A 24384-nucleotide genomic window follows, 5' to 3' on the forward strand; every position below is an offset into this window, starting at 1 on the left:
GAGAGCCCACCACCATGGACGTACTCACGCAGAACTTCCCGCTCTACTGGAAGGGTTTCCTCGGGACCGTCCAACTCACGGTCTACGCCTCGCTCCTCGCCCTGGTCCTCGGCTTCGTGATGGCCTCCTTCCGCGTCGCGCCCGTCGGCTCCTTCCGGGTCTTCGGCACGGTCTGGGTCACCGTGCTCCGCAACACCCCGCTCACCCTGCTCTTCTTCGCCGTGCTGCTGGGCCTGCCGCGCTTCGGACTGGTCCTGCCCTTCCAGGTGTTCGCGGTCCTCGCGCTGGGCTGCTACACCTCGGCCTTCATCTGCGAGGTCCTGCGCTCGGGCATCAACACCGTGCCCAAGGGCCAGGGCGAGGCCTCCCGCAGCCTCGGCATGGACTTCACCCAGACCCTGGGCTCGGTGGTGCTGCCGCAGGCCTTCCGCAGCGTCATCCCGCCCATCGGCTCCACGCTGATCGCCCTCGCCAAGAACTCGGCGATCGCCGGTGCCTTCAGCGTCACCGAGCTGCTGGGCACGTACAAGACCCTCAGCGAGCTGGGCTACAACATCATCTGGACCTTCGTCTGGATCGCCATCGGCTACCTGATCATCACCTTGTCCATCAGCGCGCTCTTCAACGTGCTGGAGAAGCGCTGGGGGATCGCCCGATGACCGCGCACGCGCTCCACGGGGACCTGGAGTCCACCGCCCTCTACGACCTGCCCGGCCCGCGGGCCCGGCGCCGGCACTTCCTCTACGGGATCGCCTCCACGGTGGTGATCCTCGGACTGCTCGCCTGGATCCTCCACCTCCTCTTCGACACCGACCAGTTCACCGCCGCCAAGTGGGGCCCCTTCGAGTACAAGGGCATCCAGGAACTGCTGCTCAAGGGACTGGGGAACACCCTCAAGGCCTTCCTGTACGCCTCGGTGTTCTCGCTCGTCCTCGGCGCGGTGCTCGCGGCCGGGCGGCTCTCCGTGCACCGGCCGGTGCACTGGGCGGCCACCTTGTGCGTGGAGTTCTTCCGGGCCATGCCGGTGCTGGTGATGATCTTCTTCATCTTCGTCGCACTGAAGGTCCAGCCGCTGCCCGCGCTGGTGGCGGGGCTGACCCTCTACAACGGCTCGGTCCTCGCCGAGGTCTTCCGTACGGGCATCAACTCGGTCGAGAAGGGCCAGGGGGAGGCGGCGTACGCGCTGGGCATGCGCAAGACCCAGGTCATGACGTACGTGCTGGGCCCGCAAGCGGTCCGCGCGATGCTGCCCACCATCATCAGCCAGCTGGTGGTGGCCCTGAAGGACACCTCGCTCGGGTACCTGATCACGTACGAGGAGTTCCTGCACGCGGGCAAGCTGATCGCCTCGAACCTCGACTACGACCTTCCGTTCATCCCGGTCGTGATGATCATCTCCCCGGTCTACATCGGGATGTGCATGCTGCTCTCCTGGTTCGCCGGCTGGGTGGCGCGGTTCGAGCGGCGCAGCCTGAAGACCGAGGCGGTCGACGTCGTCGAGGCCGATCCCGGAACGGTGCTGCCGGGCACTCCACGGTAGCTCCGAAGAGCCGCCCCGTCCGGCAGCAGCCGCAGATCACTGCTCGCGCAGAGGTACCGAGACGTACGAGGGATCGGTGCGCGGCGAGGAGAAGGTCAGCTGTGCGCCGGTGGGGTTGTGCTCGATGTAGAGGGGGTCGACGGTGTCGATCACGAGGGCGAGCCGGTGGCCCTCGGGCACGTCGTAGGCGGTGGAGAACAGCTCCAGATCCACGCCGAAGGCCTGGCCCCGGGGCTTGCCGTGGAAGGTGTACGGGGCGTTGCTGACGAGCTTGCCGATGCCGAGCGGGCCGACGTCGTAGAGGTACGCGACGAAGGTGCCGTCCGAGGCGGTGGGGGTGACGGTGGTGTGGAGCTTCACCGTGCCGCGGATGCGGCGGTCCGCGTCGTAGCGCGGCGACTGCCAGACGGCGGCGAAGGCGCGGGGCAGGAGCGGGATGGAGGCGGTCGGCGGCGCCTTGACGAACTGGTCCAGGATGCTGGAGAGGAAGATGACGCCGCCGTCGGCGCCCGAGTCGATGCCCGCGAAGAGGTGCTCGCTGTCGGAGAGCGCGAGCTTCTCGGTGCCTGCGGAGCCGACCGACTTCCAGTCGGCGTAGCCCTCGTAGCCATCGTCGCTGCGGGACTTGATCTGCACCGGGGCCTCGGCGTCCACGCCGTTTCGCTCGCCCTTGAGGTAGCGGTCGAACCAGCGGTGCGCGTTGGTCCAGGTGTCGTTGGGCAGGCCGAGCAGGCCGGTGCCCTCGGCGGTGGCGTGGTCGCCGGGCCGGAACTCCAGGCGCTTGGGGCCCGTCAGCTTCTCGTAGAAGGCCGCGTACTGGTTGGGCGGGAAGATGGTGTCGCCCCACGCGTTGCCCAGCATGATCGCGGCGCCGTTGGCGTTGATCCGGTCGATCTGCTCCACGGCCGAGCGCTTCCTGCCCCACTCGATCATCTGCGCCTCCCGGTCCAGCCGGGAGCCGAGGAAGTCGCCCAGGATCTGCCTCAGTTCGGGGCCCGGGCGGCCGGTGAGGTAGCCGGCGCCGCCGAGCATCGCGGCGGCCTGGAGGTGCTGGGTGCGGCCCGAGTAGATCGACTCGATGAGGTCGGCCCAGCCGCTGAGCGCGACCACGGCCTTGATCCGGGGGTCGTGCGCGGAGGCCAGCAGGCTGATTCCCGCGCCGTACGAGACCCCGCCGAGGCCGATGTGGGCGGCGTCGGCGGGGGTGTTGGCCAGCGCCCAGTCGATGACGGCGGAGGCGTCGGCGGTGTCCGGCGGGCCGGCCACCTCGATCTCGCCGCCGGAGAGCCAGAAGCCGCGGGAGGTGTAACTGACCACGACGTAGCCGTCGTCGGCGAGTTTCCTGGCCTGTGCGATGTATTCGATCTGCGGCATGCCCCAGCTGGTGGGGAGCACGATCAGCGGGTATTCCATGCCGGGCCGGGCGCCCGCCGGGGTGAAGACGTTGCCCTTGAGGGTGATCCCGCCGGAGCCGGGGATGTCGTGGAAACGCAGCTCCGCCGAGGCGTCGGCCGTCGCTGCGGCAGCGGCTGCGGGAGCCGCCTGGGCCTGGTGGGGGGCCAGGCCCAGGGCGGTCGCCGCCAGTACGGCCACCACGGCAGCCGCGGTGCCTGTGGTGCGGACGGTACGGACCATCGGTCGCTCCTCGCGTGCGCCGGTGTCAAAGTGACCCGACGGTAACGGGAGGGACTTACCGGAGGTAACCCATCGGTAAGTTACGCGCTGGTAACGATTGAACGAATGTCAAGTGCGGGGATTCAGCCGTTCTGGGGAGTGCCGCCCGCGCCGCCGGCCAGGGCGCTCTTGGCCTTCCACTCGTCCCAGGACAGGTTCCACTCGCCGTAGCCGTTGCCGATGTCGGCCTTGCCCTTGGATCCGTCTCCGGTGACCTCGACCAGGTCGCCGACCTGGGCCTCGGCGAAGAGCGCCTTCGCGTCGGAGTCGCTCATGCCCACGCAGCCGGAACTGCTGTTGGCCCGGCCGAAGTTGCCGCTGTTCCACGGTGCGGCGTGGATGTACATGCCCGACCAGGTCACCCGCATCGAGTAGTCGACCATCTTGTCGTAGGAGTCGCCCAGGCCCACCGTCTGGGAGTCCATCCGGATGGTGCCCTCCTTGGTCATCAGCACCATCTTCCCGGACCAGGAGGCCTTCTGGCCGCCGGGCGTGCCCGCCGAGACCGGGATGGTCTTCACCGCCTGGCCGTCCTCGGTCACCGTCAGCTTGTGGGTGTCCAGGTTCACCTGGAGCCGACGGTCCTTGCCGATCTTGAACTCGGTGTTGTAGTCCTTGACGAACATCCCGCCGCCCTGACCCGAGTCCACCCCGTTGAGGGTCATGTCGACCTTGACGTCGGTGCCGGACTTCCAGTACTCCTTCGGCCGCCAGTCCACCCGGTCGTTGCCGGTGTAGTCCTTGAACCAGCCCCAGGAGCCCTCGGTGTTGTTCGAGGTGGTGACCTTCAGGTGCTTCTCGACCTCGGCCTTGTTCTTCACCGGGTTGTCGAACACGATCGAGATCGGCTGGGCGATGCCCACCACCGGATTGGCCTTGCCCGGGTTGATCGTGACCTTGTTCACCTTGTCCGCGGCGACCGTCTTGAACTGGGCGCTCGCGCTCTGGCTGTCGGTGTTCTGCGCCTCGACCCTGTAGTCCGTGCCCGGCGAGGCGTTGCGCTCGGACGTCCAGGACTTGCCGTCGTCGGCTATCTTCCCGGGCAGTTCACCGCCCTTGCCGTCCGACACCTTCACCAGGGCCAGCTTCCCCTCGGCGAGGGTCACCTTCACCGGCTCGCCGGGCTTGGCCTGATCGCCCGTGAGGTTCACGGACATCGCCATGTCCGGCTTCTTCTTCGCGTCCGCCGTGCCGGAAGCGCCCGCGCTCCCGCTTCCGCCCGAGCCGCCGCAGGCGGTCAGCGCGGCGGCCATGAGTGCGGTCCCGGCCAGCATGGCGTGGCGACTGCGTGCGATACGGCGTGTGCGGCTCAACGAAAACCCCTCCAAGTAATGATCGTCCGCAAAAGGAGATGCGAACGGCACGACTGTAGGTTGCGTAATCCGCCGAAAAGATCCGACTTTCGGTTGTGACGTGGACCGCATCGAAACGGTCATCGTCCGGTCACAATCGCCGCGCACTTCGGTCATGGACACCTGTGAGAGTCCCGTGCATCCCGCATCCGCATCCCCGGTTCCCGGACGTACAGGAAGGCCGATCCGTCGTGTGCGCACTGCTCGTGACCCCCGCCCAGCGACACCAGTCCCCGGACCAGGAGCTGAGTGTGCGTCCGCTGTCCGTTCCGGAATACCAGGCCTTCCTTTCCAAGAACCGGAACGCGAGCTTTCTCCAGTACCCGTCCTGGGCCGGGGTGAAGGACCTTTGGCGCTCGGAAAGGGTCGGATGGCACTACCCCGACGGGGAAATGGCCGGTGCCGGACTGGTCCTGTACCGCCAATTCCCCGGAACCCGTAAATACTTCGCCTACCTCCCCGAGGGCCCCGTCGCGGACTGGTCCGACCCGAACATCGACCGGTGGCTGGACCCCTTCAAGCGCCATCTGCGCGCGGCCGGCGCCTTCGCCGTCCGGATCGGGCCCACGCCCGCCTACCGCCGCTGGGACGCCGCCGCCGTCAAGTCCGGTACCGGACCCGGCCGGCAGATCTCCGACGTGCTCGCCACCGAGGTCGACCCCGTCGGCGCCGCACTCGCCGACCGGCTGCGCACCCGCGGCTGGAAGCGCTGCGGCGGCGAGGACGACGGCGACGCCCAGCCGCGCCACGTCTTCCGCGTCCCCCTCGCCGGCCGCTCCCTCGACGAGCTGTGGTCCGGCCTCAACCAGGAGTGGCGGCGCAATGTACGCAAGGCCACGAAGTCCGGCGTGGAGACCGTCCTCGGCACCGCCGCCGACCTGCCCGAGTTCTACCGGCTGCTGCGCATCACGGAGGAGCGCGACGGCTTCCGCCTCGGCCGCTCGCTCGCCTACTACCAGCAGCAGTACGAGGTCCTCAACGCCGAGGCGCCCGGCCGGATGCGCCTCTACCTGGGCATCCACCAGGGCGAGATCCTCGCCGCGCACACCATGATCGTGGCCGGGCGCCGGGTCTGGTACCAGACCGGCGCCTCCGCCGACCACCGCCGCGAGGTCCGCCCCAGCAACGCCCTGCAGTGGCGCATGATGCGCGACGCACACACCCTCGGAGCGGACGAATACGACATGCGCGGGGTACCCTCCACCCTTGACCCCGACGAACGTTCTTTCGGGCTGCTGCGCTGGAAGCTCGGCACCGGCGGGCAGGTCGTCGAAACGCTCGGCGAGTGGGAGACCCCGATGGACGGATACGCCAACACGGCGCTCCACAAGGCGTTCCAGGCCTACCTGGCCCGCCGGTGACGGCCACCGACACCAGACCGGCCACCGGTCCGTCCGCCGAAGGCACCGCGGAGCCGGCACCGGAGAAGACCTCCGTGCTGCGCAGCGGCGCACTCATGGCGGCCGGCTCTATCGTCTCCCGTGCCACCGGCTTCGTCCGCTCCGCCGTCGTCGTCGCCGCCCTCGGCACCGGGCTGCTCGGTGACGGCTACGCCGTCTCCAACACCGTCCCGAACATCCTGTACATGCTGCTGATCGGCGGCGCGCTCAACGCCGTCTTCGTGCCCGAGCTGGTCCGGGCCGCCAAGGAGCACCAGGACGGCGGGGCCGCCTACACCGACCGGCTGCTGACCGCCTGCACCACCGCCCTGGTCGTGCTCACCGCCGCCGCGGTCGTCGCGGCGCCGCTCATCGTCTCGGCGTACACCGACTACACCGGGAGCCAGGCGAGCACCACCGTGGCCCTGGCCCGGTACTGCCTCCCGCAGATCCTCTTCTACGGGCTGTTCACCCTGCTCGGCCAGGTGCTCAACGCGCGGGGCCGGTTCGGCGCGATGATGTGGACTCCGGTCCTCAACAACATCGTGATCATCGGCGTCTTCGGGCTGTTCCTCTACGTCTCCCACGATGCGGCGGACGGCCTGACGGCCGGCGAGACCCGCCTCCTCGGCCTCGGCACCACCGCCGGCATAGTCCTCCAGGCCCTCGCCCTGGTCCCCTCGCTGCGCGCCGCCCGCTTCCGCTGGCGCCCCCGCTTCGACTGGCGCGGCAGCGGCCTCGCCCGCCCGCTGCGCAACGCGGGCTGGCTGGTGATGCTCGTCCTCACCAACCAGATCGGATACTGGGTCGTGACCCGGCTCTCCACCGCCACCGGGCAGCGCGCCGTGGAGGCCGACCTCGCGGGCGGCGCCGGTTACACGGCCTACAGCAACGCCTACCAGCTGTGGATCGTCCCGCAGGGCATCATCACCGTCTCCCTGGTCACCGCCCTGATGCCGCGGATGAGCGGTGCCGCCTCCGACGGCGACCTCGCCGCGGTCCGCCGGGACGTGTCGTACGCGCTGCGCTCCAGCGCAGCCCTGGTCGTCCCCGCCACCTTCGTGTTCCTCGCCCTCGCCCCGTGGGTGATGGGCAGCGTCTTCGGGTACGGGCGCACCGGTGCCGCCGACACCGAGGTCATGGCGGGCATGCTGATGGCCTTCGCTCCCGGCCTGATCGCCTTCTCCGGCCAGTACGTCCTCTCGCGCGGGTTCTACGCCCTCTCCGACACCCGGACCCCGTTCTTCCTGAACCTGGTCATCGCCGCCCTGAACGCCGGGCTGTCGCTCGCCGCGTACCTGCTGCTGCCACCGCGCTGGGCGGTCACCGGCATGGCCGGCGCCTACTCCGTCGCGCTGTTCGCGGGCCTCGCGGTCACCGCGTACACCCTCGCCCGGCGGCTCGGCCCGCGCGCGGGAACCCGTACCGAGCGGCGCACCAGCGCGGTCCGCACCCACCTGCGGCTGCTGGTCGCCTGCCTGCCTGCGGCCGCTGCCGGGTACGCGGCCGCCCGGGCCGCCGACGGCCTCGGCGACTTCGCCGCCGTCGGCGCGGGAACCGCGGCGCTCGGGCTCGTCGTCGTCCTCCTCGCCAGGCCACTGCGCCTCACGGAAATCACCGACCTGCTGGACTCCCTGCGGCGGAAAATCGGCCGTTAGCAGGAGAGCAAGCCCCCAATCACCTTGGAAAATGACCGGATGCCACGCGTACTGCTGATCGAGGACGACCCTTCCATCAGGGAAGGAGTGGGCCTCGGCCTGCGCCGCCGCGGCCACGAGGTGAGCGCCGCCGAGACCGGCGAGGCGGGCCTCGCGCTGATGGGGAGCTTCCTCCCGGAGCTGGTGCTGCTCGACCTCATGCTGCCCGGGATGAACGGCGTGCAGGTCTGCCGCCGCATCCGCGAGACCAGCCAGCTCCCGATCATCATGCTGACCGCCCGCGGCGACGACTTCGACATAGTCGTCGGCCTCGAGGCCGGCGCCGACGACTACATCGTCAAACCCGCCCGCACCGAGGTCATCGAGGCCCGCATCAAGGCCGTGCTGCGCCGGCTCGGCGCCCCTTCGGGCAGCCGTCCCGAGGTCGAGCACCACGGCGCGCTCGCCATCGACCGCGCCGGGCTGACCGTGGCCAAGAACGGCGAGCGCGTCCCCCTCGCCCCCAGCGAGATCAAACTCCTGCTGCACCTGTCCGCCTCGCCCGAGCAGGTCTTCTCCCGCCAGCAGCTCCTCGAGTACGTGTGGGACCACAGCTACCACGCCGACGCCCGGCTCGTGGACGCCTGCGTGCGCCGCCTGCGCACCAAGGTCGAGGACCCCGACGGCAGCCCCCGCTACATCCAGACGGTGCGCGGCTTCGGCTACCGCTTCGGACCGCTGTGAGGCGCATCGCGCCGCTCGGGCTGCGCACCCGGCTGATCGCGGCCTTCCTGCTGGTCGCCGCGATCAGCGCGGTGACCACGGCCACGCTGACCTACCAACAGGCCCGCACGGCGGTCCTCAAGCAGAGCCAGGACACCGCGGTCAGCACCCTGCGCGACCAGGTGGAGACGCAACCCCTCGACCTGCCGCTGGACCAGGCGCAGCTCCAGCGCATCGTCAACGAGCTGGGGAAGAGGGGCAAGCCGAACCCCTGGAACGTCTTCGGCGAGTACGGCACCCTGCGGGCCTCCACCACCAGCGCGCCCACCTCCACCGTGGTCACCGAGCAGCTCCGCCGCCAGGTGGCGTCCCATCCGCACGGCGCCTTCCAGCGGGTGACCGACGCCTCCGGCAACCCGTACCTCGCCGTCGGCATGCCGGCCGTCTGGCTCCACAACGACGTCCGGGAACCCACCGGCCTGGTCCTCTTCGCGACGATGCCGCTGGCCACCGAGGGGAAGACGGTCGAGGCCATGGTCGAAGCCGCCAAGCGCGGCGCCGTTCCCGGCCTGGCCATCGCCGTCGTCCCCGCCCTGCTCGCCGCGCGCAGCGTGCTGCGCCCCGTACGGGACATGCGCCGCGCCGCCCAGCGCCTCGGCCGCGGCCGCCTCGACACCCGCATCGAAGTCCGCGGCGCCGACGAGCTCGCCGGACTCGCCCGTACCTTCAACGAGACCGCCCGCGCCCTCGAACAGTCCGTGAGCGAACTGCGTGAGGCCGAGATCCGGGCCCGCCGCTTCGCCTCCGACGTCTCGCACGAGCTGCGCACCCCGCTGTCGGGGATGCTCGCCGTCACCGAGGTCCTGGACGAGGACGCCGAGCGCCTCGATCCCGACACGGCCGCCGCCGTACGGCTGGTCAGCGCCGAGACGGGCAAGCTGGCCGTCCTCGTCGAGGACCTCATGGAGATCTCCCGCTTCGACGCCCGCGCCGCCGAGCTCAACCTCGACGACGTGGACATCACCGAGGCCGTGCAGAAGACCCTCGAGCTGCGCCGCTGGGACGACGAGCGGGTGGTCACCGACCTGCCGCGGCAGGTCCGCGCCCGGCTCGACCCGCGCCGCTTCGACGTGGTCCTCGCCAACCTCGTCGGCAACGCCCTCAAGCACGGCGGCGCCCCGGTCCACGTCGGCGTGCGCACCGAATCGCGGCCCGGCGGCCCCCGGCTGCTGATCGAAGTCGCCGACAGCGGGCCCGGCATCGCCCCCGAGGTGCTGCCGCACATCTTCGACCGGTTCTTCAAGGCCGACGCCGCCCGCACCCGCTCCGCGGGCAGCGGCCTCGGCCTCGCCATCAGCCTGGAGAACGTCCGGCTGCACGGCGGTACCCTGCGCGCCGCGAACGGGCCCGCCGGGGGCGCGGTGTTCATCCTCGACATGCCGCTGGAGGCCGGCGCATGACCCGGCTACGGACGGCCGCGGCCGCCACCGCCGCCCTGCTGCTGGGCGGGCTGCTGCTCACCGGCTGCGGGATCAAGACCACCGGGGTCATCGAGAGCGGAGCCGCTGCGAAGGTGGTCGTGCCCGGGCCCGGCACCAAGGGGACGGTGTACTTCGTGGCGCCCGACGGGCGGCTCGCCCCCGTACCCGAGAGGGATCAGCCCGCCTCGCCGACGACGGTCCTCATGCGGCTGCTCATCGGCCCCCTCGACCAGGAGAAGGCCGCGGGTCTGGAGACCCGGGTGCCCGCGCCGACCGACAGGAAGCCCCCCTTCGGCCTCTCGGCGAGCATCCTGTCCGGGGAGACCCTGGAGGTCCGGGTGCCGTTCGCGGTCGCCGGCCTGTCCGAGACGGCCCGCCGTCAACTCGTGTGCACGGCGGCCTCCGTCAACCCGCGCTACGGCGTGGTCCTGCGCGGCCCGGACACCTCGGTCGGACCCGCCCGCTGCGACCTCGGCAGCTGATCGTCCCCTTGCGGCGGGGCGGGTCCGCCCGCCACCGTGGCCCCATGGACCCCGCCGCGTACGTGCCCGACGTCTTCGACCCCCGGATCTACGGCGCCGGGATCCCGTACGAGAGCTACCGGCTGCTGCGGGACCGGCACCCGGTCGCCCGGCAGGCGGAGCCGGAGATCCAGGGCTGGCCCGCCGGACCCGGATTCTGGGCGGTCACCCGGCACGCCGACGTGGTCCGGGTGCTGCGCGACCACGCCACGTACTCCTCCTGGCTCGGCGCGACCCAGATCCGCGATCCCGACCCGGCCGACCTGCCGTTCCTGCGGCGCACCATGCTCAACCAGGACCCGCGCCGCAGCGCCGGCGACCACGGGCGGCTGCGCCGGCTGGTCTCCCGCGCCTTCACCCCCGCCCGCGTCGACGCCTTCGCCGGCCGGGTCCGCGAACGGGCCCGCGCCCTGCTCGCCACCGCCCGCGCGAAGGCCGAGGACGGCGCAGCCGACCTGGTCGCCACCGTCACCGACGAGTACGCGCTGCTCAACCTGACTGACCTGCTCGGCGTCCCGGCCGCCGACCGGAGCCTGCTGCTGGAGTGGACCGTACGGATCATCGGCTACCAGGATCCCGAGGACGCGCCCGCGCCCCTGCTCGGGCCCGACGGAAAGCCCCTCAACCCGCGCTCCCCGGCACTGCTCGGCGAGATGTTCTCGTACGCCCGGGAACTGGCCGCCCACAAGCGCGCGCACCCCGGCGACGACGTCATGACCGCGCTCGCCGAGGCCGGACTGGAACCGGCCGAGCTGGAGATGTTCTTCTTCCTGCTCACCGTCGCCGGCAACGACACCGTGCGCAGCGCCGCCCCCGGCGGACTGCTGGCCCTGGCCCGCGACCCGGGCGCGTACCGGCTGCTCGCCGAGGGCCGGGCCCCGGTGCACACCGCCGTCGACGAACTGCTGCGCGTCCACCCGCCGGTGCTCAGCTTCCGCCGCACGGCCGCCGTCGACACCGAGCTCGGCGGGCAGCCGATCCGCGCCGGGGACAAGGTCGTGGTCTTCCACGCCTCCGCCAACCACGACGAGCGCGTCTTCACCGATCCCGGGCGCCTCGACCTCGGCCGGACGCCCAACGCGCACGTCTCCTTCGGGGACGGCCCGCACGTCTGCCTCGGCGCCCACTTCGCCCGGCTCCAGCTGCGCGTGCTCTACGAGGAGTGGCGCGCGGCCATGCCGGTCCCGGAACTCGCGGGCCCGCCGCGCCGGCTGGTGTCGAACTTCATCAACGGGATCACGCGGCTGCCGCTGCGGGTGTCCGGGCCGGCCGGGTGACGTCCGCGACGAGCTCGGTCACGTCCGGCCCGTAAGCATCCGAGTTGATCACCTTGAGCAGGAGGCAGAAGGCGTCCCCGCGGTGCTTCCGCGCCAGTTCCCGGTGGTGCTTCGCCAGGTAACGGGCCGCCGCCTGATTGCTGTTGGCGGTCTGCCCGCACAGCAGGAACACCGGCCGGGTGCCCCGCTCCGTGACCAGCCGGGCCAGCAGCACGTACTCGGCCACGCCCTTGTCCCAGAGGTATGTCTCCCCGCCCACCGTGATCGCCCCGCGCTCCGGGGCCGGCTCCGACTGCACGTTCATCCGCACCCCCGGCAGGAGCGAGGCCAGGTGCGCCGTCGTACGGAAGTTGGAGGAGGGCCCGCCCACACAGAACTCGGCGCGCTCGCCGAAGCCCTGCCGGGCCGCGTCGTGCGGGACGATCTGCACCGTCGCCCCGCAGTCGCGGATCAGCGCGGATATCTCGAGCAGGGCGAAGGCGTCGTTGCGGTGCAGGGAGGAATCCTTGCCACCCATTTGGCGGTTGGCAACGAAGAGGCAGTCGGAGCCGGCCGGCAGTCCGAAGAAGGACTGCTTGCGGCGCAGGTCGCGACGCCACAGGTAGGTCCGGGAGAACCAGCCGAAGCCGCCGCTGACGGCGGTGGCCACCACCCCGAGCACGATGTTGCGCACGTCTTCGTTCATGCGCGGATGCTAGCCCGCACCGGGTCTTCCTGACGCGGGGGGTGAGGTGAAGTTACAGTGCCGAGTTCAGGCCTGTCCGGTGGGGTCCGACAGGCCGTCGACTGGAGGTACGGATGCGTCGTTCCGCCACACGTCAGCTAGCGCTCGTCGCCCTCGCCGGAGCCCTGGTGTCCACCGGCGCGGCGGCCCCGCCGTCAGAGGCGGTGGCGTCCGCGGGGGGCGCTCCCGCCAAGGTCCCGGTCGCCGTCGGCTACGGCGGGGCCGTCGCCAGTGTCGATGCCGACGCCTCCGCCGCCGGCATCGCGGTCCTGCGTTCCGGCGGCAACGCCGTGGACGCCGCCGTGGCGACCGCGGCCGCGCTCGGGGTGACCGAGCCGTACTCGGCCGGCATCGGCGGAGGCGGCTACTTCGTCTACTACGACGCCAGGTCCCGCCGGGTGCAGACCATCGACGGCCGCGAGACCGCGCCCGCCACGGCCACCGCCGGCCTCTTCCAGGAGAACGGCGTCCCCATCCCGTTCGCCGAGGGGCAGACCAGCGGCCGCTCCGTCGGCGTCCCCGGAACCCCGGCCACCTGGAAGAGCGCCCTCGACGCCTGGGGCACCCGGCCGCTCGGTCAACTCCTGGGACCCGCCGAGAAGCTGGCGCGCGACGGGTTCACCGTCGACCCCACCTTCCGGGCCCAGACGGAGCTCAACCAGGACCGCTTCAAGGACTTCCCCGACACCAGGAAGCTCTTCCTGCCGGGCGGCGCCCTGCCCGTGGTCGGCTCCACCTTCAAGAACCCCGACCTGGCGGTCACGTACGCGGAACTGGCCCGCAAGGGCACGGGCGCGCTGTACCGGGGCCCGATCGCCGAGGACATCGTCCGGGCGGTGCGCAAGCCCCCCGTGGACCCGGCCGCCACCCGGATCGTCCGCTCGGGCGATCTGACCACCGGCGACCTGCGCGCGTACGAGACCAAGCGGCAGGCCCCGACGCAGGTGAGCTACCGGGGCCTCGACGTGTACAGCATGGCGCCCTCCTCCTCGGGCGGCACCACCGTCGGCGAGGCGCTCAACATCCTCGAGCGCACCGACCTGTCGAAGCTGTCCGAGACCCAGTACCTGCACCGGTTCATCGAGGCCTCGCGGATCTCGTTCGCCGACCGCGGCCGCTGGGTCGGCGACCCGGCCGCCGAGAACGTGCCGACGCGGGAGCTGCTCTCGCAGCGGTTCGCCGACTCGCGCGGCTGCCTGATCTCCCCGGACCGGACGCTGACCAGCCCGCTGGCCCCCGGCGACCCGCGTCACCCGGCGGCCTGCGGCGGCTCCGGCCGCGCCGCCCCGACCACGTACGAGGGGGAGAACACCACGCACCTGACGGTCGCCGACCGCTGGGGCAACGTCGTCTCGTACACGCTGACGATCGAGTCCACCGGCGGCAGCGCGATCACCGTCCCGGGCCGTGGCTTCCTGCTGAACAACGAGCTGACCGACTTCTCCTTCGCCCCGGCGGCCCCCGGGGTCCCGGACCCGAACCTGCCCGGCCCCGGCAAGCGGCCGCGCTCGTCCATGTCCCCGACCATCGTGCTGGAACACGGGCGTCCGGTGCTCGCGGTGGGCTCCCCGGGCGGCGCCACCATCATCACCACCGTCCTGCAGACCCTGATCGGGCACCTGGACCGGGGGCTGCCGCTGGTCGACGCCATCGCGGCGCCGCGGGCCAGCCAGCGCAACCAGACCACCACCGAGCTGGAGCCGGGCCTGTGGAACAGCCCGTTGCGCGCCCAACTGGAGGCGCTGGGCCAGGGCTTCCGGCAGAACCCGGAGATCGGCGCGGCGACCGGCGTCCAGCGGCTCCCGGACGGGCGCTGGCTGGCCGCCGCCGAGACGAGCCGGCGGGGCGGGGGTTCGGCGATGGTGGTCCGGCCGTACGGGAGGCCGTAGGGCGGGTGCACCCGTGAGGCCGCTCAGAGGGCGGTGAGGATCCTCGGGCCGTCGGTGGTGATCGCGACCGTGTGCTCCGCATGCGCGGCGCGGCTGCCGTCGACGGTCCGCAGGGTCCAGCCGTCCCCGTCGCACCGGTAGTCGTCCGTACCGCCCGCGACCAGCATCGGCTCGATCGCGAGGACCATGCCGGGGCGCAGCTTCATGCCGCGCCCCGGCCGGCCCTCGTTGGGCACGCCCGGGTCCTCGTGCATGCTGCGGCCCACCCCGTGGCCGCCGAAGCCGTCCGGGACGCCGTAGCCGGCGGAGCGGCAGGTCGAGCCGATGGCGTACGCGATGTCCCCGATCCGGTTGCCGGGCAGCGCGGCGGCGATGCCGGCCGCGAGGGCCGCCTCGGCGGTCTCGATCAGCCGCAGGTCGGCCGGGCGCGGCCGGCCGACGGTGAAGCTGACCGCCGCGTCCCCGACCCAGCCGCCGAGTTTCGCCCCGCAGTCGATGCTGACCAGGTCGCCGTCGCGCAGCCGGTAGCCGTCGGGGATGCCGTGCACGATCGCGTCGTTGACCGAGGTGCAGATCACCCCGGGGAAGGGCACCGGCGCGAACTCCGGCCGGTAGCCGAGGAACGGCGAGGTCGCGCCCGCCCCGGCCAGCACCTCGCGGGCCACCCGGTCCAGGTCCAGCAGGGACACCCCGACCCGGGCGGCCTCCCGTACGGAGGCCAGGGCCTGGGCGACGACCCGGCCCGGGGCGCGCATTGCTTCGATCGATTCTTCCGTCTTCAGTTCCACCATGCCAATAACTATACCGGTATATCTATCCCGGTATAACTTTGACGGGATAGTTATTGGGGGAGCGGGTAGGATGCGGACATGGTCCGCACCCCCCTCACCCCCGAAGAGCGCGAGCGCGGCGAGCGCCTGGGCGCACTGCTGCGCGAGGCCCGCGGCGCCCGCAGCATGGTCGAGGTCGCGGCGAGCGCCGGGCTGTCCGCCGAGACGCTCCGCAAGATCGAGACCGGGCGGGCACCGACCCCGGCGTTCTTCACCGTGGCCGCCGTGGCCGAGGCGCTCGGGCTGTCCCTGGACGACGTGCTGCGCCGCTGCGCGTTCGTGCCTGCCTGACGTCGTTCCGGGGCCTTGCCGGGTTCTTGCCGGGTCCTTGTCGGCCTTCCCGGGCCCGTCCGGCAGCTTCCCGGCCCTTCCCGGCCCGCGGACCTGCGGGTTCTTTCGGGCGGGCCCGGCGGGCCGAACGGCCCAATCGGTGGTGGGAGCGGCCGGGCGCGGGGCAAGCGTGAAGGCGTGTCAGCCTCGAACGCATTCAAACGACTCGTTTTCGGACTCCTGGGCGCCCTCCTGGCGGCGGGCCTGCTGCTTGCCGTCTGCACGGCGCCGGAGGGCCGGGCCGATGCCAGGCATCAGGCGCCGGGTTGACGCGGCCCTCCACGCTGTGGGCGCCGCGCCGCGCCGCGCCCACAGCCCTTAGGCTCCGCGGATGACTCTCGACGAGCTGAACCAGAGCAGATACGTCAGCCTCACCACGTTCCGCAAGGACGGTACGCCCGTCGCGACGCCCGTGTGGGCGGTGGCGGACGGCGGTGAGCTGTACGTCTGGACACGCAGCGATTCCTGGAAGGTGAAGCGGATCCGCAACAACGGGCGGGTCACGGTCAGCGCCTGCGACGTGCGGGGGCGGGTCGCGGAAGGGGCACCCGTGCTGGAGGGCGAGGCGCGGCTGCTGGACGAGGCCGGGCTGAAGCGGGTGCGCAAGCTGATGCTGCGGAAGTACACCTGGCAGTTCTGGGGGCTGGACGTGCCGGCGGCGGTGGTCCGGCTCGGGAAGCGCCCGCACACCGCGATCGCCGTCAAGCTTTGAGACTCCCGTAGCCCGCCCGTAACACCGGTGGGATCCAATGCGGGCATGGAGACCGCGACTTCGCTGGTGATCGGTCAACTCTCGGGCTACTTGCGCGGGTTGACGCAGAGACTCGATCCGGGGGCAGGCTGGTACGGGGAGTTCCTGCGTCGGGATCCGGAGGGTCTGCGGGCCTGCCTGGACGGGGCCGCAATGCCGCCGTGGGACGTGCTGGAGTCGCTGCTCAGCGACCTCGCGGGGGCCAGGGGCGCCGAGTCCGCGCAGCGGGAGTGGCGGTACGCGGCCCGGCTGCGGGCCGCGGCCGTCACGGTGTGGGACCGGCTGCCGGGCGGCGCGGAGGAACTGCGGACCCTGCTGGCGGCGGCCGCCGACCAGCGAGCCGTGTCGGAGGCGGCGACGCGCACCCTGACGGCCCGCCTGGCCGCGACGACGGACCGCACCGAGGCGGAAACGCTGACCCGGGAACTCGCCTGGACCCGCGACGACGCGGCCAGGGCCGCCGCCCGCCAACAGGACCTGACCTCCCGCCTGACGAACTTGTCGACGCTCACTCCGGAGCCGGCTCCGGAGCCCACCCCGGAGCCCGCCCCGGAGCCGGCCCCGGCCTGGCAGCCCGTCGACCCGATCCCCGTCGGCGCTTGGCGCGGCGGCCCGCCGGCCGACGGGGCCGGTGCCCTGTACCGGGACCCGTACGGGTCGGCGGACCCGGGCCGGGGCGGCGGATCCTGGTCCGCCGAGGTCGAGGCCGAGGCCGAGGCCTATGTAGAAGCCGCTGATGCGGCGCAGGCGCCCGGGGCGTGGGCCGGAGTGGGGGACGGCGGACCCCTGCCCGGGGTGCCGCGGCAGCGGGAGGCGGGGGAGGGACGGGCGGAGCCGCCCGTCGGGCGGGCCGAGGGGCGGTGGCTGCGCGGGGCGCGGCGGTCCGGCGGCGCCCGCTACGCCGGCGCCGCGGCCCCTGCGGCCTCCGCCTCCTTCGCCCCGCCGCCCGGGCTCCCGGACGCGGCCGCCGCTCCGCCCCGTGGCGCCCGCTTCGGCCGCCCCGACCCCGAGCCCCCCGCTCCCCGCGGGACGATCGGCCGGGCCCGTTTCGCGCCGCCGAGGCCGGAGCCGCAGTCCGCCGACGGGCCCCGTCCAGCCTCGCCCGAGGCGCAGACGCAGTCCACCGCCTGGGACCACTTCGCCCCGCCGGAGGCGGAGGTGCATGCCGCCGCCGGGGGCGGGTTAGCGGCAGTGGAGCCGGGCCGCGACGTTGGCGGCGGAGTTGCGGAGGTGGTCGGACAGTTGGTGGCTCTGCGGGCTCAAGGGCGGAGCGGAGAAGCGCATGCGGTGCTCTGCGAGGCCGCCGCCGGGCCCGCCGAGTGGCTGCCCGGGTTCGCCGCCGAGCTGGTGCGTGCCGGGCTCGGTGCGGACTGGGCCACGCTGCTGTGGGAGGCGGCCTCGCTCCCGCCCGAGCGGCTCGCCGCGGCCGCCGCCGCCCTCGGCGAGGCCGGCCGGCACGCCGACTGCGAGGCGCTGCTGCGCCAGGGCGCGGCCCGCCCCGCCGCCGAGATCGCCGACGCCGCCCTGGCCCTGGCCGCCGCCGGGCGGACCCACGAGGCCGACGCCCTGCTCGGGGCCTTCGTCAAGGTCCGCACCGCGGAGGAGGCAGTCCGGCTCGCGCGCCGCGATCCGCAGTGGTTCACCCCCCGGCTGCTCCGGGCCGCCGAGGCCCTGTCCGGAAGGCATCACCGTGACCTCGTACACGCCCTGCGGGTTGCGAAACCGCCCGTCCATTGAGCGGATTCGACCACCCGCTGTCATAACTTGATCGACTCACCCAACCGTGCACGGCGGTCTTGCCCCACGGTGTGACGAGGCCTACGTTCTACTCCCTACGCATCTCGTCTACGTGCGTAGAACTCGGCGTTCCCGTCGCGAGGAGCAGCTCATGGCCCAAGTCGTCCGCGCCGCACTCGTCCAGGCCACCTGGACCGGAGACACCGAGTCGATGATCGCCAAACACGAGGAGCACGCCCGGCGGGCCGCCGCCGACGGCGCGCAGATCATCGGCTTCCAGGAGGTCTTCAACGCCCCCTACTTCTGCCAGGTCCAGGAACCCGAGCACTACCGCTGGGCCGAGCCCGTCCCCGACGGCCCCACCGTCCAGCGCATGCAGGCGCTCGCCCGCGAGACCGGCATGGTCATCGTCGTACCGGTCTTCGAGCTCGAGTCCGAGGGCTTCTACTACAACACCGCCGCCGTCATCGACGCCGACGGCAGCTACCTCGGCAAGTACCGCAAACACCACATCCCCCAGGTCAAGGGCTTCTGGGAGAAGTACTACTTCCGCCCGGGCAACCTCGGCTGGCCCGTCTTCGACACCGCCGTCGGCCGCGTGGGCGTCTACATCTGCTACGACCGCCACTTCCCCGAGGGCTGGCGCGCGCTGGGCCTGGCCGGAGCCCAGCTCGTCTTCAACCCGTCCGCCACCTCCCGCAGCCTGTCCTCCTACCTCTGGCAGCTGGAACAGCCCGCCGCGGCCGTCGCCAACGAGTACTTCATCGCCGCGATCAACCGCGTCGGCCAGGAGGAGTACGGCGACAACGACTTCTACGGCACCAGCTACTTCGTCGACCCCCGCGGCCAGTTCGTAGGCGAGACCGCCAGCGGCAAGGAGGAGGAACTCCTCGTCCGCGACCTCGACTTCGACCTGATCAAGCAGGTCCGCGACCAGTGGGCCTTCTACCGCGACCGCCGCCCCGACGCCTACGGAGGGCTCGTTCAGCCGTGACCGACCCGATCCCCCTGCACAGCCGCCACCAGGCCGTCCTGCCCGACTGGCTCGCGCTCTACTACCGCCGCCCCATCGAGCTCACGCACGGCGAGGGCCGCCACGTCTGGGACGCCGACGGCAACCGCTACCTCGACTTCTTCGGCGGCATCCTCACCACGATGACCGCCCACGCCCTGCCCGAGGTCACCAAGGCCGTCTCCGAGCAGGCCGGCCGGCTCATCCACTCCTCCACCCTGTACCTCAACCGCCCGATGATCGAGCTGGCCGAGCGGGTCGCCGCCCTGTCCGGCATCCCCGAGGCTCGGGTCTTCTTCACCACCTCCGGCACCGAGGCCAACGACACCGCCCTGCTGCTGGCGACCGCGTACCGCCGCTCCAACCAGATCCTGGCGATGCGCAACAGCTACCACGGCCGGTCCTTCTCCACCGTCGGCATCACCGGCAACCGCGGCTGGTCCCCGACCAGCCTCTCGCCGCTCCAGACGTACTACGTCCACGGCGCCGTGCGCTCCCGCGGACCCTTCGCGCACCTGAACGACGCCGAGTTCACCGCCGCCGCCGTCGCCGACCTCGAGGACGTGCTCGGCCAGGCCCGCGGCGGCGTCGCCGCCCTCATCGCGGAACCCGTCCAGGGCGTCGGTGGGTTCACCGCCCCGCCCGACGGGCTGTACGCGGCCTTCCGCCGGGTCCTCGACCGGCACGGCATCCTCTGGATCAGCGACGAGGTGCAGACCGGCTGGGGCCGTACGGGAGAGCACTTCTGGGGCTGGCAGGCCCACGCCCAGAACGGGCCGCCGGACATCCTCACCTTCGCCAAGGGCATCGGCAACGGCATGTCCATCGGCGGGGTCGTGGCCCGCGCCGAGGTGATGAACTGCATCGACACCAACTCCATCTCCACCTTCGGCGGCTCCCCGGTCACCATGGCGGCCGGCGTCGCCAACCTCGCGTACCTGCTGGAGCACGACCTCCAGGGCAACGCCCGCCGCGTCGGCGGCCTGCTCCTGGAGCGGCTGCGCGCCATCGCCGCCACCGTGCCCGCCGTACGCGAGGTCCGCGGCCGGGGCCTGATGGCCGGGCTGGAGCTGACGAAACCCGGCACCGACGAGGCCGACCCGGACGCGGCCGCCGCCGTCCTGGAGGCCGCCCGAGAAGGCGGTCTGCTGATCGGCAAGGGCGGCGGGCACGACACCAGCGTGCTGCGCATCGCGCCGCCGCTGTCCCTCACCGTCGCCGAGGCGGAAGAGGGCGCCGACATCCTCGAACGGGCCCTGCGCAGCATCGTGTAACCAGGAGGCGCCGCACATGTCCATCCGCACCCTCATCCGCGGCGGCCTCGTCATCACGGCCGCCGACGAGCTCCATGCCGACGTCCTGGTCGAGGACGGCCGCGTCGCCGCCCTCGCGGCCCACGGCTCGGCGGCCGCCGAGGCCTGGACCGCCGACCGTACGATCGACGCGAGCGGGAAGTACGTCATCCCCGGCGGGGTCGACGCCCACACCCACATGGAGCTGCCCTTCGGCGGGACCGCCGCCTCCGACACCTTCGAGACCGGCACCCGGGCCGCCGCCTGGGGCGGCACCACCACCATCGTCGACTTCGCCGTGCAGAGCATGGGCCAGGCCCTGCGTCAGGGGCTCGACACCTGGTACGACAAGGCCGACGGCAAGTGCTCCATCGACTACGCCTTCCACATGATCCTCTCGGACGTCAACGAGGGGACCCTGAAGGAGATGGACCACCTGATCGGGGAGGGCGTCACCTCCTTCAAGCTGTTCATGGCCTACCCCGGCGTCTTCTACAGCGACGACGGGCAGATCCTGCGCGCCATGCAGCGGGCCTCCGGCAACGGCGGGCTGATCATGATGCACGCCGAGAACGGCATCGCGATCGACGTGCTCGTCGAACAGGCCCTGGCCCGGGGCGAGACCGACCCGCGCCACCACGGCGAGGTCCGCAAGGTCCTGCTCGAGGCCGAGGCCACGCACCGGGCGATCCAGCTCGCGCGCGTCGCCGGCTCCCCGCTGTACGTGGTCCACGTCTCGGCGGACGAGGCGGTGGCCGAGCTCGCCGCCGCCCGCGACAAGGGCCTGCCGGTCTTCGGCGAGACCTGCCCGCAGTACCTGTTCCTGTCCACCGACAACCTCGAAGAGCCCGACTTCCAGGGCGCCAAGTACGTCTGCTCCACCCCGCTGCGGCCGAAGGAGCACCAGGCCTCCCTCTGGCGGGGGCTGCGGACCAACGACCTCCAGGTGGTCTCCACCGACCACTGCCCGTTCTGCTTCCGCGGCCAGAAGGAGCTCGGCCGCGGGGACTTCTCCAAGATCCCGAACGGGCTGCCGGGCGTGGAGAACCGGATGGACCTCCTCCACCAGGCCGTCCTGGACGGGCACATCAGCCGCCGGCGCTGGATCGAGATCGCCTGCGCGAGCCCGGCCCGGATGTTCGGCCTCTACCCGCAGAAGGGCACCATCGCGCCGGGCTCCGACGCAGACATCGTCCTCTACGATCCGCACGCCGAGCAGGTCATCTCCGCCGAGACGCACCACATGAACGTGGACTACTCGGCGTACGAGGGCAAACGGATCACCGGACGCGTCGACACCGTGCTCTCGCGCGGCGAACTCGTCATCGACCGGCGCGAGTACACCGGCCGGGCCGGCCACGGGGTGTTCATCCCCCGCTCCACCTGCCAGTACCTCTAAGGAACCGTGATGGACTTCGGCCTCGTCCTCCAGACCGACCCGCCCGCCTCACAGGTCATCAGCCTCATGAAGCGTGCCGAACGCAACGGCTTCCGCTACGGCTGGACCTTCGACTCCGCCGTGCTGTGGCAGGAACCGTTCGTCATCTACAGCCAGATCCTGGCGAACACGCAGAAGCTGCACATCGGCCCGATGGTCACCAACCCCGGCACCCGCACCTGGGAGGTCACCGCCTCCACCTTCGCCACCCTCAACGACATGTACGGCAACCGCACGGTGTGCGGGATCGGCCGCGGCGACTCGGCGATGCGGGTCGCCGGACGCAAACCGAACACCCTGGCCCGGCTCGGGGAGGCCATCGACGTCATCCGCGACCTCGCCGAGGGCCGGGAGGCCGAGGTCGACGGCAACGCGCTGCGGCTCCCGTGGGTCCGCGACGGGAAGCTCCCCGTCTGGATGGCCGCGTACGGGCCGAAGGCGCTGGCCCTGGCCGGCGAGAAGGCCGACGGGTTCATCCTCCAGCTCGCCGACCCCTACCTCACCGAGTGGATGGTCGGCTCGGTCCGGGAGGCCGCCGAACGGGCCGGCCGCGACCCGGGCTCGGTCAAGATCTGCGTGGCGGCGCCGGCGTACGTGGGCGAGGACCTGGCTCACGCCCGCGACCAGTGCCGCTGGTTCGGCGGGATGGTCGGCAACCACGTCGCCGACCTCGTCGGCCGCTACGGCGAGCACTCCGGCATGGTGCCGGACGCCCTCACCGAGTACATCAAGGCCCGCGAGGGCTACGACTACAGCCACCACGGCCGCGCCGGAAACCCGTCCGCCGACTTCGTGCCGGACGAGATCGTGGACCGCTTCTGCCTGCTCGGCCCGCCCGAGGCCCACATCGAGAAGCTGCGGACCCTGCGCGAACTGGGCGTCGACCAGTTCGCCCTGTACGACATGCACGACGCGAAGGAGGGCACCATCGACGCGTACGGGCAGCACGTCATCCCGGCCATCAACGGCTGACGGCCCGTTCCGCGCCCCCGGAGCCACTCCGGACGCCCCCTGCACCGCCTGTCCCCAGGTGACGGTGCAGGGGGCGGCGCCGTTTGCCGAAGGAGCCCTGCCGTACAACCTCGGCCAGGTCGGCGGCCGGTCCGTACGTTTCCGGCCATATTCGATCTTAACGAGCCCCACGGGTAAGTGCGTTGACCATACAATGCACCGACCGAAAGGCGTTGAGGGGACGAGTAGCGTCGTACGCAGCCAGGAGCGACCCGGGGATGGTGCGAGCCCGGGGGCGAGCGCGATGTGAAGATCACCCGGAGCCGCCGGAGGAAAGCCGGGGACTGGCATGGGCCGGGCCCGGTGAGTAGAGCCGGCATCGGATCTTGAATGAAGTGGGCTCGGCGTGTGCTGTTTCCGGGCCAAGGAGGGTGGTACCGCGGGAGCGCGTCTCTCGTCCCTTCACTGGAACGATCCGCATAACCACCGGAGTAGCGCCGATGACATCCCCCCAGTACCGCCCGGTACCCGCCCAGGTCGACCTGCCCGCCCTCGAGCACGCCGTTCTCGACTTCTGGCGCGAGAGCAAGACGTTCGCCAAGACCCTGGAGCAGTCCGAGGGACGCCCCGAGTGGGTCTTCTACGAGGGCCCGCCGACCGCGAACGGCATGCCCGGTGCGCACCACATCGAGGCCCGCGTCTTCAAGGACGTCTTCCCCCGGTTCCGCACGATGCGCGGTTACCACGTGGCCCGCAAGGCGGGCTGGGACTGCCACGGCCTGCCCGTGGAGCTCGCCGTCGAGAAGGAGCTGGGCTTCAGCGGCAAGCAGGACATCGAGGCGTACGGCATCGCCGAGTTCAATGCCAAGTGCCGCGAGTCGGTGACCCGTCACACCGACGCGTTCACCGAGCTCACGACCCGGATGGGCTACTGGGTCGACCTGGACGACGCCTACCGGACGATGGACCCCGAGTACGTGGAGTCCGTGTGGTGGTCGCTGAAGGAGATCTTCAACAAGGGTCTGCTCACCCAGGACCACCGCGTCGCCCCCTGGTGCCCGCGCTGCGGCACCGGCCTCTCCGACCACGAGCTGGCGCAGGGCTACGAGACGGTCGTCGACCCCTCGGTGTACATCCGCTTCCCGCTGACCTCCGGCCCGCTGGCCGGCCAGGCGGCGCTGCTGGCCTGGACGACCACCCCCTGGACCCTGGTGTCCAACACCGCCGTGGCCGTGAACGCCGACGTCACCTACGTCGTGGCCACTGACGGCGAGCAGCAGTTGGTCGTGGCCGAAGCGCTGCTGGAGCAGGCCCTCGGCGAGGGCTGGAAGGCCACCGAGCAGACCTTCACGGGCAAGGAGATGGAGCGCTGGACCTACCAGCCGCCCTTCTCGATCGTCCGTCTGGAAGAGGCCAACTTCGTCGTCAACGGTGACCACGTCACGACCGAGAGCGGAAGCGGTCTCGTCCACACCAACCCCGCCTTCGGCGAGGACGACTACAAGGTGTGCAAGGCGTACGGTCTGCCGGTCGTGAACCCGGTCCGCCCCGACGGCACCTTCGAGGAAGGGCTGGACCTCGTCGGCGGGATGTTCTTCAAGAAGGCCGATGAGGTCGTCCTCGCCGATCTGCGCGAGCGCGGCCTGCTGTTCCGACACGAGACGTACGAGCACAGCTATCCGCACTGCTGGCGCTGCCACACCGCGCTGCTGTACTACGCGCAGCCGTCCTGGTACATCCGCACCACCGCGGTCAAGGACGCGATGCTGCGGGAGAACGAGAAGACGAACTGGTTCCCGGACTCGGTCAAGCAGGGCCGTTTCGGGGACTGGCTGAACAACAACAT

The 24384-nt window shown here is 71.6% G+C and carries 21 protein-coding genes; 17 read left to right on the forward strand and 4 right to left on the reverse strand.

The features are described from left to right. The first annotated feature begins 14 nt into the window (after positions 1-14). Positions 15-659: an amino acid ABC transporter permease gene (locus ACZ5WG_RS36070; protein ID WP_468728760.1), complete on the forward strand. Its 645-nt coding sequence runs from the start codon at positions 15-17 to the stop codon at positions 657-659. Beyond that, a complete protein-coding gene (locus ACZ5WG_RS36075) occupies positions 656-1540 on the forward strand; it encodes an amino acid ABC transporter permease (RefSeq protein WP_468728762.1) in 885 nt (294 codons plus the stop codon). The genes ACZ5WG_RS36070 and ACZ5WG_RS36075 overlap by 4 nt, the downstream gene beginning before the upstream one ends. A 36-nt stretch (positions 1541-1576) precedes the next feature. Here the strand turns inward: ACZ5WG_RS36075 and ACZ5WG_RS36080 are convergent, their stop codons facing one another. Both ACZ5WG_RS36080 and ACZ5WG_RS36085 read right to left on the reverse strand, forming a co-directional pair. Continuing rightward, entirely contained in the window at positions 1577-3175 is a 1599-nt protein-coding gene (locus ACZ5WG_RS36080; protein WP_468728764.1) for a CocE/NonD family hydrolase, read from the reverse strand. Positions 3176-3297: 122 nt separating this feature from the next. After that, the gene (locus tag ACZ5WG_RS36085; RefSeq protein ID WP_468728766.1) at positions 3298-4527 is read right to left on the reverse strand and encodes a L,D-transpeptidase; all 1230 of its coding nucleotides are present in this window, start codon (positions 4525-4527) and stop codon (positions 3298-3300) included. Between the two features lie 290 nt (positions 4528-4817). On the opposite strand from ACZ5WG_RS36085, the gene ACZ5WG_RS36090 reads away from it, so the two are divergent. Genes ACZ5WG_RS36090 through ACZ5WG_RS36115 form a run of 6 tightly spaced genes read left to right on the forward strand, consistent with a single transcriptional unit; the run spans position 4818 to position 11584 of the window. Next, positions 4818-5927: a lipid II:glycine glycyltransferase FemX gene (locus ACZ5WG_RS36090; protein WP_468728767.1), complete on the forward strand. Its 1110-nt coding sequence runs from the start codon at positions 4818-4820 to the stop codon at positions 5925-5927. Then, on the forward strand, positions 5924-7603 hold the full coding sequence (gene murJ / locus ACZ5WG_RS36095) for a murein biosynthesis integral membrane protein MurJ (protein ID WP_468728768.1): 1680 nt from the start codon (positions 5924-5926) through the stop codon (positions 7601-7603). The genes ACZ5WG_RS36090 and murJ overlap by 4 nt, the downstream gene beginning before the upstream one ends. A gap of 39 nt (positions 7604-7642) precedes the next feature. Next, positions 7643-8326 (forward strand): response regulator, encoded by a 684-nt coding sequence (locus ACZ5WG_RS36100; protein ID WP_468728770.1) that lies wholly within the window; start codon positions 7643-7645, stop codon positions 8324-8326. After that, positions 8323-9765: an ATP-binding protein gene (locus tag ACZ5WG_RS36105; RefSeq protein WP_468728771.1), complete on the forward strand. Its 1443-nt coding sequence runs from the start codon at positions 8323-8325 to the stop codon at positions 9763-9765. Before ACZ5WG_RS36100 ends, ACZ5WG_RS36105 begins: the two co-directional genes overlap by 4 nt. Next, positions 9762-10268, forward strand: a complete 507-nt coding sequence (locus ACZ5WG_RS36110; protein ID WP_468728773.1) for a hypothetical protein — start codon at positions 9762-9764, stop codon at positions 10266-10268. Before ACZ5WG_RS36105 ends, ACZ5WG_RS36110 begins: the two co-directional genes overlap by 4 nt. A gap of 44 nt (positions 10269-10312) precedes the next feature. Next, on the forward strand, positions 10313-11584 hold the full coding sequence (locus tag ACZ5WG_RS36115; RefSeq protein WP_468728775.1) for a cytochrome P450: 1272 nt from the start codon (positions 10313-10315) through the stop codon (positions 11582-11584). On the opposite strand, the gene ACZ5WG_RS36120 is transcribed toward ACZ5WG_RS36115, so the two are convergent. Then, positions 11544-12269, reverse strand: coding sequence for a hypothetical protein (locus tag ACZ5WG_RS36120; RefSeq protein WP_468728776.1), 726 nt, complete (start codon positions 12267-12269; stop codon positions 11544-11546). The two genes, ACZ5WG_RS36115 and ACZ5WG_RS36120, sit on opposite strands and share 41 nt — an antisense overlap. A 113-nt stretch (positions 12270-12382) precedes the next feature. Between ACZ5WG_RS36120 and ggt the strand changes: the two genes are divergently transcribed. Continuing rightward, positions 12383-14197: a gamma-glutamyltransferase gene (ggt, locus tag ACZ5WG_RS36125; RefSeq protein ID WP_468728778.1), complete on the forward strand. Its 1815-nt coding sequence runs from the start codon at positions 12383-12385 to the stop codon at positions 14195-14197. A gap of 23 nt (positions 14198-14220) precedes the next feature. Here the strand turns inward: ggt and map are convergent, their stop codons facing one another. Beyond that, positions 14221-14988, reverse strand: a complete 768-nt coding sequence (map, locus tag ACZ5WG_RS36130) for a type I methionyl aminopeptidase (RefSeq protein WP_468728780.1) — start codon at positions 14986-14988, stop codon at positions 14221-14223. 78 nt (positions 14989-15066) lie between these two features. Here map and ACZ5WG_RS36135 point away from each other — a divergent pair, with 78 nt between their 5' ends. The 8 genes from ACZ5WG_RS36135 to ACZ5WG_RS36170 all read left to right on the forward strand — a co-directional run. Further along, positions 15067-15318, forward strand: a complete 252-nt coding sequence (locus ACZ5WG_RS36135) for a helix-turn-helix domain-containing protein (protein WP_468728782.1) — start codon at positions 15067-15069, stop codon at positions 15316-15318. Between the two features lie 370 nt (positions 15319-15688). Further along, positions 15689-16069, forward strand: coding sequence for a PPOX class F420-dependent oxidoreductase (locus tag ACZ5WG_RS36140; RefSeq protein WP_468728783.1), 381 nt, complete (start codon positions 15689-15691; stop codon positions 16067-16069). A 45-nt stretch (positions 16070-16114) separates the two neighbouring features. Continuing rightward, positions 16115-17845, forward strand: coding sequence for a hypothetical protein (locus ACZ5WG_RS36145; RefSeq protein ID WP_468728785.1), 1731 nt, complete (start codon positions 16115-16117; stop codon positions 17843-17845). A gap of 151 nt (positions 17846-17996) precedes the next feature. Beyond that, on the forward strand, positions 17997-18839 hold the full coding sequence (locus tag ACZ5WG_RS36150) for a nitrilase-related carbon-nitrogen hydrolase (protein ID WP_365951525.1): 843 nt from the start codon (positions 17997-17999) through the stop codon (positions 18837-18839). Next, complete coding sequence (locus ACZ5WG_RS36155; RefSeq protein WP_468728787.1) at positions 18836-20131, forward strand: aspartate aminotransferase family protein; 1296 nt, start codon at positions 18836-18838, stop codon at positions 20129-20131. Before ACZ5WG_RS36150 ends, ACZ5WG_RS36155 begins: the two co-directional genes overlap by 4 nt. Positions 20132-20147: 16 nt before the next feature. After that, on the forward strand, positions 20148-21548 hold the full coding sequence (gene hydA, locus ACZ5WG_RS36160; RefSeq protein ID WP_468728788.1) for a dihydropyrimidinase: 1401 nt from the start codon (positions 20148-20150) through the stop codon (positions 21546-21548). A gap of 9 nt (positions 21549-21557) precedes the next feature. After that, positions 21558-22559: a TIGR03842 family LLM class F420-dependent oxidoreductase gene (locus tag ACZ5WG_RS36165; protein ID WP_468728790.1), complete on the forward strand. Its 1002-nt coding sequence runs from the start codon at positions 21558-21560 to the stop codon at positions 22557-22559. Positions 22560-23038: 479 nt separating this feature from the next. Next, positions 23039-24384: class I tRNA ligase family protein (locus ACZ5WG_RS36170; RefSeq protein ID WP_468728791.1), on the forward strand; the 1346-nt coding region annotated here is incomplete at its 3' end.

The organism is Streptomyces sp. NPDC032745, assembly GCF_055579465.1.

What these genes read in the sequence shown, in the direction of transcription:
- ACZ5WG_RS36070 (WP_468728760.1), top strand. Translation starts at nt 15, where the DNA reads ATGGACGTACTCACGCAGAACTTCCCGCTCTACTGGAAGGGTTTCCTC.
- ACZ5WG_RS36075 (WP_468728762.1), top strand. Translation starts at nt 656, where the DNA reads ATGACCGCGCACGCGCTCCACGGGGACCTGGAGTCCACCGCCCTCTAC.
- ACZ5WG_RS36080 (WP_468728764.1), bottom strand. Translation starts at nt 3,175, where the DNA reads ATGGTCCGTACCGTCCGCACCACAGGCACCGCGGCTGCCGTGGTGGCC.
- ACZ5WG_RS36100 (WP_468728770.1), top strand. Translation starts at nt 7,643, where the DNA reads ATGCCACGCGTACTGCTGATCGAGGACGACCCTTCCATCAGGGAAGGA.
- ACZ5WG_RS36110 (WP_468728773.1), top strand. Translation starts at nt 9,762, where the DNA reads ATGACCCGGCTACGGACGGCCGCGGCCGCCACCGCCGCCCTGCTGCTG.
- ACZ5WG_RS36115 (WP_468728775.1), top strand. Translation starts at nt 10,313, where the DNA reads ATGGACCCCGCCGCGTACGTGCCCGACGTCTTCGACCCCCGGATCTAC.
- ACZ5WG_RS36120 (WP_468728776.1), bottom strand. Translation starts at nt 12,269, where the DNA reads ATGAACGAAGACGTGCGCAACATCGTGCTCGGGGTGGTGGCCACCGCC.
- ggt (WP_468728778.1), top strand. Translation starts at nt 12,383, where the DNA reads ATGCGTCGTTCCGCCACACGTCAGCTAGCGCTCGTCGCCCTCGCCGGA.
- map (WP_468728780.1), bottom strand. Translation starts at nt 14,988, where the DNA reads ATGGTGGAACTGAAGACGGAAGAATCGATCGAAGCAATGCGCGCCCCG.
- ACZ5WG_RS36135 (WP_468728782.1), top strand. Translation starts at nt 15,067, where the DNA reads ATGGTCCGCACCCCCCTCACCCCCGAAGAGCGCGAGCGCGGCGAGCGC.
- ACZ5WG_RS36140 (WP_468728783.1), top strand. Translation starts at nt 15,689, where the DNA reads ATGACTCTCGACGAGCTGAACCAGAGCAGATACGTCAGCCTCACCACG.
- ACZ5WG_RS36145 (WP_468728785.1), top strand. Translation starts at nt 16,115, where the DNA reads ATGGAGACCGCGACTTCGCTGGTGATCGGTCAACTCTCGGGCTACTTG.
- ACZ5WG_RS36150 (WP_365951525.1), top strand. Translation starts at nt 17,997, where the DNA reads ATGGCCCAAGTCGTCCGCGCCGCACTCGTCCAGGCCACCTGGACCGGA.
- hydA (WP_468728788.1), top strand. Translation starts at nt 20,148, where the DNA reads ATGTCCATCCGCACCCTCATCCGCGGCGGCCTCGTCATCACGGCCGCC.
- ACZ5WG_RS36165 (WP_468728790.1), top strand. Translation starts at nt 21,558, where the DNA reads ATGGACTTCGGCCTCGTCCTCCAGACCGACCCGCCCGCCTCACAGGTC.